General features: G+C 62.0%; 12 protein-coding genes and 2 pseudogenes. 8 read left to right on the top strand and 6 right to left on the bottom strand.

Annotated elements, in window-relative coordinates:
• Position 1: 1 nt before the first annotated feature.
• Positions 2-1,159, bottom strand: a complete 1,158-nt coding sequence (locus tag ACE10X_RS03635; protein WP_223153799.1) for an ABC transporter ATP-binding protein — start codon at positions 1,157-1,159, stop codon at positions 2-4.
• Between ACE10X_RS03635 and ACE10X_RS03630 the strand changes: the two genes are divergently transcribed.
• From ACE10X_RS03630 to ACE10X_RS03600, 7 genes and pseudogenes are all read left to right on the top strand, one after another.
• Entirely contained in the window at positions 1,116-2,852 is a 1,737-nt protein-coding gene (locus ACE10X_RS03630) for a hypothetical protein (protein ID WP_011091003.1), read from the top strand. The genes ACE10X_RS03635 and ACE10X_RS03630 overlap by 44 nt on opposite strands.
• 98 nt (positions 2,853-2,950) lie before the next feature.
• Entirely contained in the window at positions 2,951-3,364 is a 414-nt protein-coding gene (locus tag ACE10X_RS03625; RefSeq protein WP_011091004.1) for a hypothetical protein, read from the top strand.
• A gap of 272 nt (positions 3,365-3,636) precedes the next feature.
• Positions 3,637-5,797 (top strand): annotated as a pseudogene (locus ACE10X_RS03620) (strawberry notch-like NTP hydrolase domain-containing protein); the annotation flags it as partial.
• 105 nt (positions 5,798-5,902) lie between these two features.
• Positions 5,903-7,963, top strand: coding sequence for a strawberry notch C-terminal domain-containing protein (locus ACE10X_RS03615; protein WP_354267522.1), 2,061 nt, complete (start codon positions 5,903-5,905; stop codon positions 7,961-7,963).
• Positions 7,963-9,030: a toprim domain-containing protein gene (locus tag ACE10X_RS03610; RefSeq protein ID WP_011091007.1), complete on the top strand. Its 1,068-nt coding sequence runs from the start codon at positions 7,963-7,965 to the stop codon at positions 9,028-9,030. The genes ACE10X_RS03615 and ACE10X_RS03610 overlap by 1 nt, the downstream gene beginning before the upstream one ends.
• A gap of 361 nt (positions 9,031-9,391) precedes the next feature.
• Entirely contained in the window at positions 9,392-10,294 is a 903-nt protein-coding gene (locus tag ACE10X_RS03605) for a transposase (RefSeq protein ID WP_018646331.1), read from the top strand.
• A gap of 723 nt (positions 10,295-11,017) precedes the next feature.
• Positions 11,018-11,947, top strand: coding sequence for a DUF2493 domain-containing protein (locus tag ACE10X_RS03600; RefSeq protein WP_011091010.1), 930 nt, complete (start codon positions 11,018-11,020; stop codon positions 11,945-11,947).
• 324 nt (positions 11,948-12,271) lie between these two features.
• Here ACE10X_RS03600 and ACE10X_RS03595 read toward each other — a convergent pair whose 3' ends face one another.
• Entirely contained in the window at positions 12,272-12,724 is a 453-nt protein-coding gene (locus ACE10X_RS03595; RefSeq protein WP_018646330.1) for an RNA polymerase sigma factor, read from the bottom strand.
• A 174-nt stretch (positions 12,725-12,898) separates the two neighbouring features.
• Positions 12,899-13,127, bottom strand: a pseudogene (locus tag ACE10X_RS03590) (ISL3 family transposase); the annotation flags it as partial.
• Between the two features lie 126 nt (positions 13,128-13,253).
• Between ACE10X_RS03590 and ACE10X_RS03585 the strand changes: the two are divergent.
• Positions 13,254-13,631: a transposase gene (locus ACE10X_RS03585; RefSeq protein ID WP_223154118.1), complete on the top strand. Its 378-nt coding sequence runs from the start codon at positions 13,254-13,256 to the stop codon at positions 13,629-13,631.
• Between the two features lie 413 nt (positions 13,632-14,044).
• Here ACE10X_RS03585 and ACE10X_RS03580 read toward each other — a convergent pair whose 3' ends face one another.
• From ACE10X_RS03580 to ACE10X_RS03570, 3 genes are all read right to left on the bottom strand, one after another.
• A complete protein-coding gene (locus tag ACE10X_RS03580) occupies positions 14,045-14,548 on the bottom strand; it encodes a GNAT family N-acetyltransferase (RefSeq protein ID WP_011091014.1) in 504 nt (167 codons plus the stop codon).
• Between the two features lie 82 nt (positions 14,549-14,630).
• Positions 14,631-15,842: a hypothetical protein gene (locus ACE10X_RS03575; RefSeq protein ID WP_011091015.1), complete on the bottom strand. Its 1,212-nt coding sequence runs from the start codon at positions 15,840-15,842 to the stop codon at positions 14,631-14,633.
• Positions 15,839-17,314, bottom strand: a complete 1,476-nt coding sequence (locus ACE10X_RS03570; protein WP_016842696.1) for a coproporphyrinogen-III oxidase family protein — start codon at positions 17,312-17,314, stop codon at positions 15,839-15,841. Before ACE10X_RS03570 ends, ACE10X_RS03575 begins: the two co-directional genes overlap by 4 nt.
• Positions 17,315-18,222 lie beyond the last annotated feature (908 nt).

Below are 18,222 nucleotides of genomic sequence, written 5' to 3'. Positions count from 1 at the left end.
TCTAAGTCACTGACAAGGCGCAGTCGGTCAGATCGACCACGACGTCGCTCGTGGAGATGACACCTCTCCGATGAGTGATCGCTAGCACAGTCACATCCTCAGCTAGCGTGCGTATATGGTCCATAACGTCCCGTTCGGTTCGTTCGTCGAGCGCGGAGCTAGCCTCGTCGAGAAGAAGGATCGCCGGCTGTCCATAGAGCGCGCGGGCAATAGCAACGCGCTGTCGCTCCCCGCCGGAAAGCTTCAAGCCGCGTTCTCCAACGGTTGTTTCAAATCCTTCCGGTAGCGCCTCAATCAACGGGAGAATAGCGGCTTCTTTCGACGCATCGCGAAGGCGTACCTCGTCGCGGGGCCGTCCTAACAAAATGTTGTCAGCTAGCGGCTCATTGAGCAACATCACCTCCTGCGGCACGAGAGCAACTGCGGCATACCAATCCGCGCGATCGACGCTCGCTATATCCGTTCCATCGACGAGAATTCGGCCGTAGTCGGGCTCAATCGATTTCAGGGCGAGCTTAAAGATCGTGGACTTCCCCGATCCGGTTTCACCGACAAGAAAAGTAATCCCGCCGCGCCCGGCCTTAAACGAGACGTCGGTAACGCCGCGACCGTTGTCGTAGGCATAACCAATGCTCTCGAAAGAGAGCTGGTCAGCGGAGGGCTTGAAATCGTGAGCATGAGATGCTTGCCGCTCTTCTGGTGCGGCCCACAGTCTACCTAGAGGGATGAGGTCGGCTCGCGACCGCGCCACGTCAGAGATCGCCCTCGCGACCGTCTCAAAGGGCATATTGAGCTGAAGCAGAAGCGTATTGAATAGCACCATATCGCCAATGGTGATCGCGCCGGCGTGATATTCAGGTATAAGAAGGAGAAGCGTGACCGCAAATTGCAGCGCGACGGCAAGGCCGAGCACGGCGATGTAGGCCAGTCGTTGCAACACGTAGGCTCGCCAGTTATCACGCACCTCCCGCGCCCTTATCATAAAGCACTCGTTGATCCAGGAGTGACTGCCGAAATGGCGCAACGTGTCCATCGCGTTCATGACGTTGCCGACGAACCGAGCATTCTCCTGTCCGGCTTCGATCGCCGCATCCAGGAGCGCGCGTGCCTGACGCGTGGAACTCCAGGTCAATGCAATCGCGATTGCGGTCTTCTTCACCTCGGTCAATGTGGTGAAGCAGCGCTTGCGCCTGGCCTCGGTCTCGCCCGCGTTGCTCGACATCTATGCCGAGGACGGCATGTCGCTTGAGCAGTTGATGGCCTTCACCGTCACCGCGGATCATGGACGCCAGGAACAGGTCTGGCAGGCCATCTCCGGCTCCTGGCAGAAGGAGCCCTATCAGATCCGCCGCATGCTGACGGAGAAGACGGCGCGCGCCTCCGACCGGAGGGCCGTGTTTGTCGGCCTCGACGCCTACGAGGCGGCTGGCGGTGTGGTGCTGCGCGACCTGTTCCAGTCCGACGACGGCGGTTGGCTCGAGGACGTCGCTCTGCTCGACCGCCTGGTCGCCGAGAAGTTGAAGGCGGAGGCAGAAACGATCGCTGCCGAAGGTTGGAAGTGGATCGAGGTCGCGATCGACTTCCCCTACGGCCACACGCGTGGCTTGCGCGAGCTGGACAGCGTATCCGCCGGTCTCACCGCCGAAGAGCAGGCGACCATCGAGGCGCTCAAGGCCGAATTTGCCAGGCTGGAAGCCGAGCATGACGGCGCGGATGAGCTGCCCGACGAGGTTGACCAGCGACTTGGCGAAATCGAGACGGCTCTCGCCGTCTTTGACGATCGACCCATCAACTATCAGCTTGCCGACATCGCCCGCGCGGGTGTGTTCGTCGGCATCGACGCCGAAGGCACGCTCTTGGTTGATCGCGGTTACGTCCGCCCTGAGGACGAGCTACCCGTGGCCGAGCCAGAGCAGGGCAGCGATGGCGAACCCGCTGCCGCGACCTTCGACGGCGCCGAACCATCAGCGCCGGGAATCCAGCGCGCCGTCATCACCATCGGCGGGCAGCTCGCGGAGGCAGAGGATGAGGATGATGATGCGGTGAAGCCGCTCCCCGATCGCCTGCTGACCGAGCTCACGGCGGAGCGGACTTTGGCGCTGCGCGACAGGCTGGCGATCACGCCTTCGGTCGCCTTCCAGGCGGTGCTGCACAAATTCTGCCTCGACGTCTTCTCCCGCTATTCCTCCTACGGGACGGCGATGGAGGTCTCGGTGCGCAGCGTCAGCTTCCCGGTGCAAGCGCAAGGGCTGAAGGACACGCCAGCGGCCAAGGCGATCGACGCGCGCCACAAGACGTGGGAGGAGCGCCTGCCCAAGGAGAAGACCGAACTCTGGGATTGGCTGACCGGCCTCACCGGCGACGAGCAGGCGGCGCTCTTCGCGCACTGCGCCTCATTCGGCATCAACGCGCTCTACGAGAAGGGCGACCGCTACGGCGGCGGCATCACGCCGCACACCGTCGAGCACCGGATCACTGAGGCCGATCGCATCGCCCGGGCCGTCGACCTCGACATGGTGGAGTCCGGTTGGCGCCCGACCGTCGAGAACTATCTCGGCCGCGTCCCGAAGCTCCGCATCCTGGAAGCGGTGCGGGAGGGGGCCGGCGAGCGGGCCGCGCAGCTCATCGATCATCTGAAGAAGGGCGACATGGCCAAGGAGGCCGAGCGCCTCCTCGCCGAGGCCGGCTGGCTGCCCGAGCCCCTGCGGATGCCCGACGCCCAATTGGCGGCGGCTGTCGATGCTGCGGAGCCCGAGGGCGATGGCGAGGCGCTGCCGGAATTCCTCGCCGGCGACGACGAGGAAACTCCGGCCGATGAAGCAGACGAGTCGCGCATGATCGCGGCCGAATAGCTCGAGCACGCGGGGCGGCTTCGGCCGTCCCGCGTCTTTTCACTGCCATTCACACCAAAGCCTGGCGCGAGCCGGGCTTTTGCATTCTGGAGGCTATCGTGCCCTTCTTCACCATCGAGACGACCTATCATTTGCCGATCTATCGGCAGCGAACCTACGAAGCCGAAACGCTCGACCAAGCCTGCGATCTTGCGATCGCCGACGAGGGCTGGGACGACAACAGGTCGGACGTTGAAACGTCTGGCGATACCTATGTTACCGGTGCCTGGGAAGGCCGCGACGCTGCCTATAGCGGCCCACGCCTGGCGTTTCCCTCACGTTTCGGCGAGCAGGTCCAGCGCAAGGCCGGCCATTTCGAGTTGCTGCTCGGTCTGCTCAAAATACTCATCCACGTTCCGGAGGAAGGCTCAATGGATGTCGAGCTTTGGCGCCGGCGGGCAGACGCCGCCATCGCGAAGGCCGAGGCCATTCTCGCGGGCGAAAATGATCCGATCGAAGGAGCTGCGTCGTGACGAAATACGCCGTCACCGTCGTCGAAGGCGATGCGAGCTACCTCGCGGAAGCGGGCGCCGCTGACGAAGGCCAGGCGTAGCCGTCCTGGCAGTTCGGATACTGACGAACGCTTTGTACACGGCGCGCCGCCAACCCGGTGGGGCGCCGTTTCTCATGTCGGGCACCGCCTTGATGCTGAGAGGGAGAGGACGGCCGGGACGGGTTTGAGCCGGCGCGGTCAGAGAGAGCGCCGATCGGCTCGCCCATTCCCGCTCTCCTGAAGGCTTCCTCCATGAATGACCATTCCCCGATCGCGGCCGACCCGGCCGCTCCGATCTCGCCTGTTCGCGCTCCCGAGGGCGCCAGTATCATCATCGCTGCCGCGAGTCATCTCCTTCCGCATCTCGAGCGTGGCCGACGCATCGACGCCGCGCTTCTCCGCGCCGCAATGGAAGTGGCCTCCGGCGCATCCGATGCGACGGGCGCCTGGGACTGGAAGATGGCCTATGACACTTGTGAGGTCGCCACCGTCCTGTTCTTACGCAAATACGGAAAGGCGCTCTTCCGCAAAGCTGATTCTGCGGCTTCACGACTTTCCGCTTTGGAAAAGATCGCAAGGCTTCTGCCGACCCACACGCGCCGCTCTGCCGAGAGCGAAATCTTCCAGCAATTCTCGACCCCGATTCCGCTCGGCCTGGCTGCGCTGACTGCGGCCGCCATTACTGCGGCGGATCGCGTGCTGGAGCCGTCCGCCGGCACCGGGCTGCTCGCCATCCTCGCCGAGATTGCCGGCAGCGGGCTTGTGCTGAACGAACTGGCCAAGACCCGGGCCGTGTTACTTTCTTCTCTCTTTCCGGCCGTTTCCGTCACGCGCTTCGACGCGGCCCAAATCGACGACCACCTCGATCCCACGGTGGTCCCGAGTTTCGTGCTGATGAACCCGCCGTTCTCGGCGATGGCAAACGTTTCGGGCCGGATGGCCGACACCGCGTACCGTCACATCGCCTCGGCCCTGGCGCGTCTCGCCGATGGCGGCCGGCTGGTCACGATATCAGGCGCAAACGTCTCACCCGAAGCCTCAGCCTGGCATGACGCCTTCGCCCGACTGCAGGAACGCGGCCGCGTGGTGTTCACTGCGGCGATCGCCGGCGCGGTCTATGCCAAGCACGGCACCACGATCGAGACGCGTCTCACCGTCATCGACAAAGTGCCTGCCGCGGATCCGAGCGCGTTCCCGGCGTCGCCGGGAATGGCGCCCGACGTTGCGACACTGCTCCGCTGGATCGGCGAACACGTTCCACCTCGTCTGAGCGTCGCATCGACCGGTGTGCTTCCCGTGTCAGCCTCGCCGGCGCGTCGCACCGTGCGCGGCTATCTCGCGAGCGCCGCTGCACAGCCGGTTAAGGCGTCGGTCGCCGATCCCGAAGCCGTCGACCTCGCTTATGAGGCGACAGATTGGGCGCCGCCCGAGGGCGCGCGCCTCAGCGACGCCATCTACGAAGAATACCGGCTCCAATCGATCCGGATCCACGGTGCGCAGGCGCATCCGACCAAGCTGGTGCAGTCGGCCGCGATGGCCTCGGTCGCGCCGCCGAAGCCGAGCTATCGGCCACGGCTGCCGGCAAACCTCGTCAGCGATGGCATTCTGTCCGACGCCCAGCTTGAGACGGTCATCTATGCTGGCGAGGCGCATGGTAACTATCTCGCTGGCGCCTGGACGGTAGACGAGACCTTCGACCTCGTCGCGGCCGCCCGCGACGACGCACCGAACGCCGTCCGCTTCCGTCGCGGCTTCATGCTCGGTGACGGGACCGGCGCCGGCAAGGGTCGCCAGTCCGCCGGCATCATTCTCGACAACTGGCTCCAGGGCCGGTGCAAGGCGGTCTGGATCTCTAAGTCCGACAAGCTGCTCGAGGACGCGCAGCGCGACTGGTCGGCGCTCGGCATGGAGCGTCTGTTGGTCACGCCGCTCTCGCGCTTCCCTCAAGGGTACGACATCCGGTTGGCCGAGGGCGTCCTATTTTTAACCTACGCTGCGGTCCGACGACCGCGGCGAGAAGCTTTCGCGCGTCCGGCAGATTGTTCAATGGTTGGGCTCCGACTTCGACGGCGTCATCATTTTCGACGAGAGCCATGCCATGCAGAATGCCGGTGGCGGCAAGGGCGAGCGGGGCGATGTCGCGCCCTCGCAGCAGGGGCGTGCAGGCTTGCGTCTTCAGCATGCGCTGCCCAATGCCCGCGTCGTCTATGTCTCGGCGACCGGCGCCACCACCGTCCACAATCTCGCCTACGCCCAGCGCCTCGGGCTGTGGGGCGGCGAGGATTTTCCGTTCGCCACCCGCGCCGAGTTCGTCGAGGCGATCGAGGAGGGCGGGGTCGCTGCGATGGAGGTGCTCTCTCGCGATCTTCGTTCGCTCGGTCTCTACACCGCCCGCTCGCTTTCCTACGACGGCGTCGAGTATGAACTGGTCGAGCACCAGCTCTCCGACGAGCAGCGCCGGATCTATGATGCCTACGCCGCTGCCTTCAGCGTCATCCACAATCACCTCGACGCGGCAATGGAGGCCGCCAACATTACCGGTGAGAACGGCACGCTCAACCGCCAGGCGAAGTCGGCCGCGCGCTCGGCCTTCGAATCGGCCAAGCAGCGATTCTTCGGTCATCTGCTCACCAGCATGAAGACGCCGACCCTGGTCCGCTCCATCGAGCGGGACTTGGCCGAGGGCCATGCCGCGGTGATCCAGATCGTATCGACCGGCGAGGCGCTGATGGAGCGTCGGCTCGCCGAGATTCCACCTGAGGAATGGAACGACGTGCGCGTGGACATCACGCCCCGCGAATACGTGCTGGATTACCTCGCCCATTCCTTCCCGGTGCAGGCCTATGAGCCCTTCACCGACACCGAGGGCAATCTCTCGTCGCGGCCCGTCTTCCGCGACGGCCAGCCGGTCGAGAGCCGCGAGGCCGTCGCCCGCCGCAATGAGCTGATCGAGCGGCTCGCGTCGCTTCCGCCTGTTCCCGGCGCGCTCGACCAGATCGTGCAGCGCTTCGGCACGGACCTCGTGGCGGAAGTGACCGGCCGTTCGCGGCGCGTGGTGCGCAGATGTGACCGCCTTACCGTCGAGAACCGTGCAGCTTCCGCCAATCTCGCAGAGACCGCCGCCTTCATGGATGACCTGAAGCGCGTGCGTGTCTTCTCGGAGGCTGGCGGCACAGGCCGCAGCTACCATGCCGAACTCTCGGCGCGGAATCGCCGGCTTCGGGTCCATTATTTGCTCGAGCCGGGCTGGAAGGCCGATGCCGCGATCCAGGGTCTCGGCCGAACGAACCGCACCAACCAGGCGCAGCCGCCTCTATTCCGCCCCATTGCGACCGACGTGAAGGCGGAAAAGCGCTTCCTCTCGACCATCGCGCGCCGGCTCGACACGCTGGGTGCCATCACGCGCGGCCAGCGCCAGACCGGCGGCCAAGGCCTGTTTCGGCCTGAGGACAATCTCGAGAGCCACTACGCCCGCGATGCGCTGCGCCAGCTCTACCTGCTGCTCGTGCGCGGCAAGGTCGAAGGCTGCTCGCTCGAGATGTTCGAGGACGCCACGGGCCTGAAGCTCGTCGACGAAAACGGCATCAAGGACGAGCTACCGCCGATCACGACGTTCCTGAACCGGCTGCTCGCGCTCACGATAGGCCTGCAAGCTTTGCTGTTCACGGCCTTCGAGCAATTGCTGAACGCCAAGGTCGAAGGCGCCATTGCTAGCGGCGTCTACGACATTGGCCTGGAGACGCTACAGGCCGACAGCTTCGTCGTCACCGGTCGGCATCCGATCTACACGCACCCTGCGACCGGCGCGGAAACCCGGCTGCTCACGATCACCGAACGCCGGCGCAACCGTCCCATGACGCTGGATCAAGCGCTCGATTATCTCGCCGATGCTCGGGCGGTGCTGCTGGTCAACGAGCGCTCGGGTCGCGCCGCGGTGCAGATTCCGGCGCCGAGCTTCATGCTCGATGACGGCGAGATCGAAAGTCGGGTGCGGCTGATTCGTCCGATGGAGCACCATCATGCTTCGATGAAGATGATGGACGAGAGCCACTGGCAGCCTACGGATCGCGAGACATTCGCCGCGGCATGGAACGGCGAAGTCGTCGACGTTCCCGAGTTCGCTGAGAGCACGCTCCACATCGTCGCAGGTCTGCTGCTGCCGATCTGGAAGCGGTTGCCGAACGAGTCGACGCGCGTCTATCGGCTCCAGACCGATGCTGGCGAGCGCATCATCGGTCGCAGGGTCTCGCCAGCTTGGGCCGCGAGCGCTTGCATGACCGCGACCTGCAGCTTGACCCCGAACGAAGCCTTCTCGGCGCTGATGGAGGGGCGCACCGTCCTTGAGCTCGCCGAGGATCTGCAGCTCCGTCGTGTCCGCGTGATGGGCGCCCATCGCTTCGAACTGTCCGGCTTTACAGATGTGATGCGTGACCGGTTGCGCGCATACGGCCTCTTCAGCGAAATCATCTCGTGGAAGCTGCGCATGTTCGTGCCATCAGATGCGACCGGCGCCGCCGTGTTGGCAAAGGTGCTCGACCACTATCCGATCGTGCGCATCGGCGAGCGGGAGGCCGCCTGATGGCCCGCGACAACGCCTCCGAACTGGCCCGCCGTCTTGCGCGTGACGCCGAGGCCGTGTGCCGCCATTACCTGTCCAACGGGCGGCGCCAGGGCCGATATTGGACGGTGGGCGACGTCCGCAATACGCCCGGCCGGTCGATGTTCGTCCGGCTCAGCGGACCGGAATCCGGACCCGGCGCCGCTGGGCATTGGCGAGATGCTGCCTCGGCCGAGCATGGCGATCTCCTCGACGTGATCCGCGAGAGCTGCTGTTTCACGAACTTTCGCGACGTCGCCAATGAGGCACGACGCTTTCTGAGCCTGCCGCGTCCAGAACCGGAGCCTGCGCCAAATCGCCTCCGGTCGAGAACGTCGCCCGCGCCCCTCGGATCGCCAGAGGCGGCGCGGCGGCTCTTCGGCGTGTCTCAGTCGATCGCAGGCACACTCGTAGAAGCGTATCTCCGCAATCGCGGCATTACGGCTTTGCACGAAACCGGAAGTCTGCGCTTTCACCCACGTTGCTACTACAGGCCCGACGACCACAGCGCGACCGAGACCTGGCCGGCGATGATCGCCGCCGTCACCGATCTCCGCGGCCACCTGACCGGCGCGCATCGCACCTGGCTTGACCCCGGAGGCTTCAGCGAGACGACGCTCGGCAAGGCGCTGATCGACACGCCGAAACGGGCGATGGGCGACCTGCTTGGTCACGCCGTTCGATTTGGCCTAGCGGGTGAGGTCATGGCGGCCGGCGAGGGCATCGAGACGATGCTGTCGCTCCGCAGCGTGCTGCCGACCATGCCGATGGTCGCGGCCCTATCGGCGGCGCATCTCTCAGCCATCCTTCTCCCGGACACGCTCCGCCGGCTCTACATCGCCCGCGATGACGATCCTGCCGGTGACGGCGCCATGGCGACCTTGATCGATCGGGCGCAGGAGGCCGGGATCGAGGCGATCGTGATCTCGCCACGGCTTGGCGACTTCAACGAGGATCTTCGTCTGCTCGGATTTGACGCCCTTCGGGCCGCGAGCCGCGTGCAGATCGCGGCGCAGGACGTCGCGCGCTTTATCGAGCTGGCGGCATAGCCGGAACGGGGATGAGGTGCGACGCAGCCGCTTCGTTATCGCGAGGCCGGTGGTCCTGCTTCCCCTCGGCGCCGGAGAGGACCGCCCCACGGCCTTCCGAGAGGGCGATCGGGCGGCAAGCGGCCCGGACCGGCAACCTCGTGGACCGACTATTTTCCGTCGGCGGCAGAGCCGCCTTTACATCGCGAGGCAAAATAGTCGGCCCCCTTCGTTCCTCCGCTAACGCTCCGGCCCTCCGCTGCGCTGCGGGTGCAAGTCCGTTCCGCCCGCCGCTTTCGTCGCCATGAAGATCCTATGAGTGGCGACGGCGGTCCGTTTCGATACGATCGGCATTGCCAATCGTCGAAAAGGGAGCGATCAGATGAAATTAAATGGAGATGCTAACAAGACGACGAACAAAGTACTGAACGCAATCTTCGTCTCTGTCGAATTGAGCCGGAAGACTTGGCTCGTCACATCGCTGGTGCCGGGAACGGGGGAGAAGCTGTCACGTCACACAGTGATGGGTGGTGACATTGCGGGGCTTTTGGAACGTCTCGCCCGACTGAAGCAGAAGGCATTGGACAGAACCGACCAATCCTATCCCATCATCGTCATTCAAGAAGCTGGACTCGACGGCTTTTGGGTCCATCGGGTTCTGCAGGCCCAAGGGCACGAGAGCCATATTGTTGACGCCGCCTCGATCGCAGTTTCGCGGCGTCGTCGCCGGATCAAGACAGACCGGCTGGATGGAGAGACCCTCATCCGAGCCTTGCTGGCCTTTGAGCGAGGCGAGCCGCGTGTTTGCTCGATGCTGCGTGTGCCCTCGCCCGACGACGAGGACCGTCGCCGCATAACACGCGAACGCATGGTGCTGATGCAGGAGCGAATCCAGCATAGCAACCGAATCAAGGGCCTTCTCTTCTCGCAGGGCGTCACCGATTACGATCCACTCCGGCGTGGTCGGCGCGAGCGGTTCGAGGCTGTGCGAACCGGTGATGGACGAGATCTCCCGCAGCATATGAAGCGCCAGTTCGACCGGGATCAAGGAATCGGAAAGTCCGGAAACACGCGCCTGCGCTCCACACTGCTGGAGATGGCTTGGCTTTGGTTGCGTCATCAGCCCGGCTCGGCGCTCAGCCGATGGTTCAACGAGCGTGTCGCCCAGAATGGCGGCCGCTTCAAGAAAGTCATGATCACGGCATTGGCGCGCAAGCTCATCGTGGCTCTGTGGAAATACGTTAGCGCCGGAGTTGTGATCGAAGGCGCCATCGTTCGGCCATGACAACATCGCTTCCCAGTTCGGTCCGGGCCTAATCAGCTCGCCCGGAACCAGGGTGGACGACCGGATCGCGGCTTGGCTCGCACGCCGTCACGAAGAATGGTCTCGTCCTCTTGAGCCTTTGCCGCCGTAGGCGGGATTTTGGTGCGGCCGCATGCGCGGCGACCGGATGTGAGGTTGATACGTGCATTGGCGCGGATCAGCAGATCGGCTCAGACCTTGGGTTCGAGAGCGGGAAGCAGGCCGGTAAGGGGCAGCGCCGACGATATCGAGGTGCGCCCAATGCCAGCGTCGTTCTCGGCAGACTTGCCGACGAAGCCACCGTGCGGCCTCTCTCTTGGCTGGTCTGGCGCTGTCCGGCCTATGCCAGCAACGGCTTCGCCGACCTTCTTCCCCGGCGTGTGCCACGCCTTCCTCGCGAGACAAGAAGCTCGGCTATCGCCGTCCTCCGCTGTGCTGCGGCCCTCCGGGTGCAAGCCGGCCGTCCATCGCCTCTCGACCGCCATCGAGACCGCATCGGGTGGCTTCGAGGAACAGTCAGGAGAAACGAAAATGGCTCAGATCGGTACGTTCAATCACGGCGAAGATGGCTCCTACACCGGCACCAAGCGTCCGATTTGTACTCCACAATAATCTCGAGTTCACCACCGCTCATTCTTGCCTTGACCAAACAACTCTCATGTGAGGCCGCGATGGGCGCGGTCGATCCGACCAGGGAAAGCCGCAATGACCACCGACCACGACGACGATCTCGAGCCGCACCAAAGCTCATCCCCAACCGACCAAGTGCTCCAGGAACTCCAGCTCTTTGGCTACCGTCCCTTCCACGATGAGCCCGATCCCCGGCGGCTCCCTGAAGCGCGAGTCCTCGCCGGCAGCATCGTCGACATCTTCGATGCCCTCGTGGTGGAGCTGTCCGATACCCGTCTTGAGCCCGACCTCGAGGACCTGCTCTGGTCGACGGTGAACGTCTTCCACCGCGCCAGCGACAGGATCGAACGAGAGCTCGACGGCAATGAACTGGCCCAGCAGCGCTCCCAGCGCGAACAGGACGGCAGCGAGGTGAAATCCGTCGAATTGGAGCGCCTGACGGCGGAAGGTCAAACACTGATCGAGCGACGCAACGCCTTCGAGCTGATGCGCGACCAGGCCGCCGACGAGTTCGAACGCCACACCCATTCCGTCTGGCGGCCGCGCAACGGGTCGAGGGTCAACCACCGCAATCTGACCTCCGCGATGATCGACAGCCGCGACTTCCTGGTCGCGAAGAAGCGCGCCGACAATCAGGTGCTCATGCCGCCCGGACCGAAAGTCGCGCTGACCGGTGGTCTCGACTTCAACGATCACCGGTTGATCTGGGCCAAGCTGGACCAGGTGCACGCCAAGCATGCGGACATGGTGTTGCTGCACGGCGGATCCCCCAAGGGCGCCGAGTTGATCGCCGCCAAGTGGGCCGGCAATCGCAAGGTTCCGCAGATCGCCTTCAAGCCCGACTGGACGAAGCATGCCAAGGCCGCGCCGTTCAAGCGCAACGATGCGATGCTGGAGACGCTACCCATCGGCGTGATTCACTTCCCCGGTACCGGTATCCAGGACAATCTGGCCGACAAGGCGAAGAAGCTCGGCATCCCGGTCTGGAGGTTTGGCGGCGCGTAAGCGCTGCCGCAAACACTAACGGCTAGAAGCCTGCGGCTCGCTCAATGCGGCTGATTGTGCGATTTGAGCTGCGGCCCCGACGCGTCGGCCGCAGCCTTGCACCGGGTTTGCTCGGATCTTCGTTCAGATCACAATTTCGAGCAAGGCCCCCACTCTCGTCCCCGCGCGCGGCCTTGATCACCTCTCCGACGTCGAGGGCGGTGTTGGTAATTGTCCATCCTTGCAGAGCGGAGGTCTGCCGTACCTCCTCATCGCTCGCGGCGAGGATTTCCTCGCTCAGCGCTCCGAGCAGGCGGGCCAGATCGAGACTGGGGTGCTAGCGTGTCACTTACTCCAGTTTTGTTGATGGCGCAGCAGGGTGCGCCGCATCCGCCGTCGCGTCGTGTCGTAGTCGAGCTCGGACATATCATGGACCTTGCAGATTTCTCTGGCCGTCAGGCCATCGGCCATGCCCGCAATGATCTTCAGCGCCCGGGGATCGGCTTCGAACAGCCGATAGACGTTGGCCAACTTCTGGGCGGCGGCCAGGATCCGCTCCGGATCGGGCTCCTCATCGGCCTCGTCACCGGGCCAGCTTCTCTGGTCCGGATCATCTCGGCTCACAAGCAGCCTTTGCTCGAGCCGCGCACGCCGCCAATGGTCGTTGCAGATACTGCGCATGACACCCGACAGAAACGCAAGAATGGGTACGTCTGGCGGCCAGGGGCGCGAGCCGTCGAGAACGCGTGCGATCGCCTCGTGGAGGATGTCGTTCCAGCCAACTCCTCCCGGCAGCATGCGTGTTTTTGTTGAGGCTCGCACAATCGTGACGACCTCGAGGCTGCAGTCGTAGGCGGGAAGTCAGCTACCGTAAGAATCGCAATTCCTGAATAATATCAGGGCAAGCCTCACAAATCCGAGGCTCTCTTTTTGCCGCGGTAATTGCCTATGGTGTTCGGAGACGGTGACCCCGATTGCGCTGCGGATCTGGCGCATCGATTTGTGGACGGCATCGAGGAAGGCTCGACTGGCGTTCTCCATCAACGATCTGCGACCTGAACCGCGTGCGGCAGGGCCTTTGCCGCAGCTTCGCCATATCCCCCGCCGCGATCGCGATCGTGGGATGAGGGCGAGCCGGGCTTGGATCCGGCAGCAGGGTGACGATCCGGTGCCTTTCCAGGTTACAGATGATGCTGGCGTATCAGGTCGCGAGATCTTGAGTGGCGATCATCCACTGCTCGGCGTGATATCCCCGCTGCTGTTGATCCACAAGATCGACGACGAAGTCCGCGGACTGGCAAAACTGGACGAGACCGCACGCCGCCTGATGACGGTTCCTGGTGTCGGCGTGGTGACGGCCTTAAAGATCCGACATACGATTGATGACCCATCCCACCTTCGATCGGCATCAGCCGTCGGCGCTTATCTGGACCTTACACCGCGGCGCAGTCAGCCCGGCGCAACCATTGGCAAGATCTCTCGATGGGGTGGCCGGCTTCCCCGAACCTACTTGTTTGAAGCCGCGGCCGTCCTGCTTTATCGAACGAAGAAATGGTCCTCCCTCAACGCCTGGGGCATGAAGCTCGCAAAGCGGATCGGCATGAGGAAGGCAAAGGTCGCCATTGCGCGGAAGATCGCCATAGTTCTTCACTGCATCTGGGTCAATGGCACATCGTTCGACTGGGGTCAGGCGAAGGAAGCCTGACCCGGTTTGTCAGCTCCTGGTACGGTCCGCCGAACTAGCGATGTCCCGCTGGGACGGTGCTTGTGACGACCTCGTTCATTCATTCGGCTGGTGGCGGCTCGACCGTACTCCGCTGCAGACGTTGAGGCGTCCGCCCCGGACCTCATCATGAGGTGCTGCGCGACCTCGGAAAGGACCATGATCTCAGCGATGGCATCCGCAGGTCCAGGGCGCGTGCAATGCTTGGCCGACGATCATGTATCAGCTGCGCTCGCACCATCTCCACAACCCCGGCCAACGGCGCGAGCGCTACCGTCGTGCCGCAGGCGAATCCAGAAGGATTGCTTGACATTGAACTGCAAATTAAAGGGCCGAATGATAGTATTGCGCTAGGAAGCCGTCGATAGCACTGGGGGCCGGCGCGCCTGCCAGCCTTACTTACCTGGCATAGAGAACTCGTCCCGACCGGTGAGCCGCTTCTCGTAAAAGATCACCGCATATCCGTCCAGTATCCCTTCTCTGCGGCGAACATAGCCAGTGCTCTCATAGAGTCTTTGAGCCCCTACCTGGATCGTTGTCGTGTCGAGCACGATCTGCTTGAATTCCAGCGCAACGGCTCGCGATTCCAACTCACGAAGAATCCGTCTTCCAAGCCCCCGTCGTTGAAAGGAGGGATGGACCCGCATGCGCTTCAATTCTACGACGTCATTGTCAAGCGGTTTCAAGCCACCCATGGCAGCGAAATCGGAACCGATATGCGCAACCATGAAGTCGCCGCCTGACTTGATGTAGACCTCCCCGATATTCCGTAGATCATCGCCCCATGTCCCTTCCGGACTACATACACCAACATCCTGCGACGCGGTTGTATGCAGATGCCAGACATTATCGGTGTCCGCTGGCGCGAACCGACGAAAGATCACTTCGTCCTTAGACATCTATGATACTTTATCCTTTGGCATCGGACGCCGGTGCTCCGACACGATCCCGGGTTCTTCCGAGCAGATACTAATCCTCGGCCTACGGAGGCAGTGTCAATAGCCGCTGGCAAAGCACGACCTCAATACTCTCCGACGCCTCAACTCCGACAAGTGGTCGACCTGGCTCAACCGTGTGCTTCAGGGCCGCACGACGATGCATCCGGGTAAATCGGTCCAGCGCGCAAACACAGGCCTCGTGTAGTCTCTCGATTTCACGGCCGCCGCGCTCGACCACGGGCGAAATGGTTGCAGACCTTGGAAAGTCCGCTTTCCCTTCGAGCCAGGCTGGCTTGAGCCATGCATCCCTGTTGTCTGGCGACAGCCAACAGAACACCTTGCCAATGCTCGTCTGCGGATAGTATTCGGACAGCCGATATAGATCCCAATAAAATTGAGGTTTTTGACGAAATAGCTCTTCGCCGACCAGCAAAACCGAGACCGCGACAACGCGAGCCGAGAAACGGCCGCTTGGACCAAGCGTATTCCTATAAGGATTTTTTCCGTAGAACGCGCGAAACTGGCTGAACAGTTCTGGCGACATATGGTCCTCGAAACGCGTCAAAACATCTTGTGCGGACTCAAGCCGCGCCACGCATTGCGTAAGACATCGAGAAGCATCCGCGCCACCTAAGTCTCGCAAGTCGAGCAGCGCATCCATTGCTGACTGCAATTCGCTCTCGATCAGTTGATGGCCGGCGCAAAAATCACGCTCCTCGACGCCAACTGCGCCAAGGCAATACAGGCGGGGGTCGCTCTGTACCGGATTCGTAAGGATCATGTCTTCGTAGGAGAGGACACCAACGCTAGGCTGACGCTGGCACGTCAAGCTCGCCAGGCGGCTTAATTCCGCTCCCACGGTCAATTCGGCGTCAGAAGGATCGAGGCCGGCAAAGGCCGACATCTGATAAGTGCAATTGACGAGATACTGGATGTCTGTTTTGGCTATTTCGAAATCGCACTGCGGCAGCCTCAACAGCAGCCCGCTGTAGTCTGCCTCACCAATCATTGCGTTGACGCTACGCCCGAACGCCTTTATCGCTCCATTTGGTCGTTCACTACGTTGGATCTCCGCAACACAATGCGGCAGTTGTTCGACGGTAAAGTTGCTCACTGGTCCAAGCGGACGCTTTCGTTCACTTCGATCAATGCTATCAGTTAGATGAGAAAAAATGTCCTCCGAACGGTTGGGCGACCGTTCAGGGGCGACTGGCGAACCACTATCGACCGCAGTCGGGCGCACCACCGATGTCATTGAAAGACCTCTTTCATCTGAACACTTGAGCCGTATCTCGCCGCCGGCGAGTAATCATGTTTTTCGATAAGATCCGTTCGTTTGTCTGCTATCCGACCGTCATTGTATGCGACCTGCTCAAGCACATTATTCGAGAAGAACAGCAGTGACACTGCACCCGAATTGATAGTGCCGGCATCAGTTAACGAAAGGACGCCATCCTTCGAAATGCAGATGAGTCCTGCCTCCTTCAAGGCCCTTAGCTCGCGAGCAAAGTATACTTCAAGGGATACGCCAAATTCCCGTTCGAAGCGGGAGAGCAACACGCCGCTGCTTCGCAGGGCGAACATTAACGTCCTGCGCATGAGATCATCCTGCGATAGGACGACGCCTTTCCACACCGGTTTCTCGCCCGCTTCGACCCTGGACAAGTAGCGATCCAAATCCACTTCGTTGTAGAACTGACACTCGCTCATGAAACCAAATCCGCTGACCCCAAACGGGACCAGATTATTATCGTTCCAGGAATCGTATTTTCGGGCTTGTTGAAAGGAGTGCGGTTGCGACATCTTAGTCCAATAGAAAATCGGTCCATGGCGGTAGCCGAGACTCGTGAGCATATGCTCGGCCATAAAATGCATCATGACGCGCTCCTTCGCCCCGGCGAATTGATATCGTCCGCGCGCCAAGTGACGAGCTATGGGGTCGGTCGATTTGAACATCAATGGAAATATATTGAACTTTTCAACTTCCATATCGAGGAGGCCGATCAGAGAGCCGTACCAGCTCCGGAGCGTCTGCTGCGGCAATCCGTACATCAGGTCGAGCGACAGGTTCTCGACACCCATCCCCTTCAGCAACTTTACGGTTTGCATCACCTCGTCCACACCATGCCCGCGGTTGAGTATCCGCAAAATATCTCGATCTAGAGTCTGAACACCCAGCACGAAGCGGTTTACGCCGCCTTTAAGGAGAGTAGATATGCGATCGGCAGCGTCTGCCTGCTTGGCAAGAGACGGATGTAACTCGAAACTCACCTCCGAATTGGACAAGTCAAAGCGCTTCCCAATCATACCGAACAATGCTTTGAGCTGATTGTTCGTCAAGAATGAGGGAGTGCCGCCTCCAATGAAGGCTGTCTCAATTGCGCTGCCGGCCAGCGCCGCGTCTGACCAACTCATCTCCTTATCCAGGGCCGCCAAGTAGCGTTCGACTCGTCGGGGAGGAGGATTGATCTCCTTGCCGAAGTGGCAAAAGGTGCAGTTCTGATGACAGAAGGGGATGTGGAAATAGAGGTCAATCGACGGCGCAATGCGATCCAACAATATGTCTGGATTGATCTCCCCCATGGCCTTAAGGGGGGGATATGTGCCGACCAGGTAATCGTTAAACGTGTCGAGGTGCAAATTGCGCGACCTTAACATGTCAATGTTGATGTCGTACGAGCGGTCGATCGCGAATTCCAGGGCCTCGGAATAGGTCGGCGTACTCATCTTTCGTGCTCCTTAGGATTTTGCGTTAAGGCAAAGGTGCGATGGCAGTTCTGTTCGTTCGGCGACGACGTAAGGATGTCGCTGTCGGTGCGAACATTGTGCGCGCGGCGGCGCCGACGGGCGCGAGCATTCGTCGAGAGAATGATGCGCTCCCCACAGACGTGTTGGAAGCGGAGGTGGTCTCGGCGAATTCGCTCCGAGCCACGAAGCTTTCGCGCGACCTCCCTTCGCTCCTTTCTCCGCAGCCGCCACTTTCGCAGGGCGCCAAACCTCGTTTGCCTCTTGGGCGATGCCGAGATTGCCCCTGCAGGATCCTCCGCATGCCGCATGACAGCTCCAGCCAGCCACACTGGTTCGGGCCTGCTCGGGACTAATTGAGCCGAATGGTAGGTCGATCCGATCGTCTTGAGCGTCAGCCAATTTGGATGACGGCAACGACTCCGGCGTTGCGCCCGGCAAAGTTCGGGCCGCCCCCAACTCCACGTTGTCGCGGCAATTGCACTTATTCTGATCAGTCGAGCAAGTCTCATCTAAATCCCTGGGCCGACGACGGAGAGACCGCCACGGTCGGGCGGATCGGTCACCGTGTTCCAGCAAGCGACGTGCCATCAAAGATGGGCAACGCTTGCTTGAAAACAGGCGCAAACACGCGCTCCGGACCGCGAGGAGGTGAGGCTTGCGCTTCGGTGTCCAGTCTCGAACAAAAGAGCTTGAACCAGACACACCTGTGCAGCGCCTATCGTGACTGACGGCGACTAGTCTCTCTCAATCCGACGGTCGCCATCTTCAAGGAAGGCAGCGACGACGACGAAGAGGAATTCAGGCACGTAACTTGCGCGGTTGCGGCCACCGATCCGTTGGCAGCCGGGAAGTTGACCATGAAAGACTGCGGCGCCAAGGCTGCAACC

Origin of the sequence: Bradyrhizobium sp. Pha-3 (genome assembly GCF_042258325.1) — a bacterium.
Taxonomy (GTDB): domain Bacteria; phylum Pseudomonadota; class Alphaproteobacteria; order Rhizobiales; family Xanthobacteraceae; genus Bradyrhizobium; species Bradyrhizobium elkanii.
The sequence above is the reverse complement of the archived record's forward strand: the minus strand, read 5'-3'. Positions and strand labels throughout refer to the sequence as shown.

Excerpts from the sequence above, each read along its gene's own strand:
- ACE10X_RS03615 (WP_354267522.1), top strand. The coding sequence starts at position 5,903 with ATGGAGGCCGCCAACATTACCGGTGAGAACGGCACGCTCAACCGCCAG.
- ACE10X_RS03610 (WP_011091007.1), top strand. The coding sequence starts at position 7,963 with ATGGCCCGCGACAACGCCTCCGAACTGGCCCGCCGTCTTGCGCGTGAC.
- ACE10X_RS03605 (WP_018646331.1), top strand. The coding sequence starts at position 9,392 with ATGAAATTAAATGGAGATGCTAACAAGACGACGAACAAAGTACTGAAC.
- ACE10X_RS03600 (WP_011091010.1), top strand. The coding sequence starts at position 11,018 with ATGACCACCGACCACGACGACGATCTCGAGCCGCACCAAAGCTCATCC.
- ACE10X_RS03595 (WP_018646330.1), bottom strand. The coding sequence starts at position 12,724 with ATGCTGCCGGGAGGAGTTGGCTGGAACGACATCCTCCACGAGGCGATC.
- ACE10X_RS03585 (WP_223154118.1), top strand. The coding sequence starts at position 13,254 with ATGACGGTTCCTGGTGTCGGCGTGGTGACGGCCTTAAAGATCCGACAT.
- ACE10X_RS03580 (WP_011091014.1), bottom strand. The coding sequence starts at position 14,548 with ATGTCTAAGGACGAAGTGATCTTTCGTCGGTTCGCGCCAGCGGACACC.
- ACE10X_RS03575 (WP_011091015.1), bottom strand. The coding sequence starts at position 15,842 with ATGACATCGGTGGTGCGCCCGACTGCGGTCGATAGTGGTTCGCCAGTC.
- ACE10X_RS03570 (WP_016842696.1), bottom strand. The coding sequence starts at position 17,314 with ATGAGTACGCCGACCTATTCCGAGGCCCTGGAATTCGCGATCGACCGC.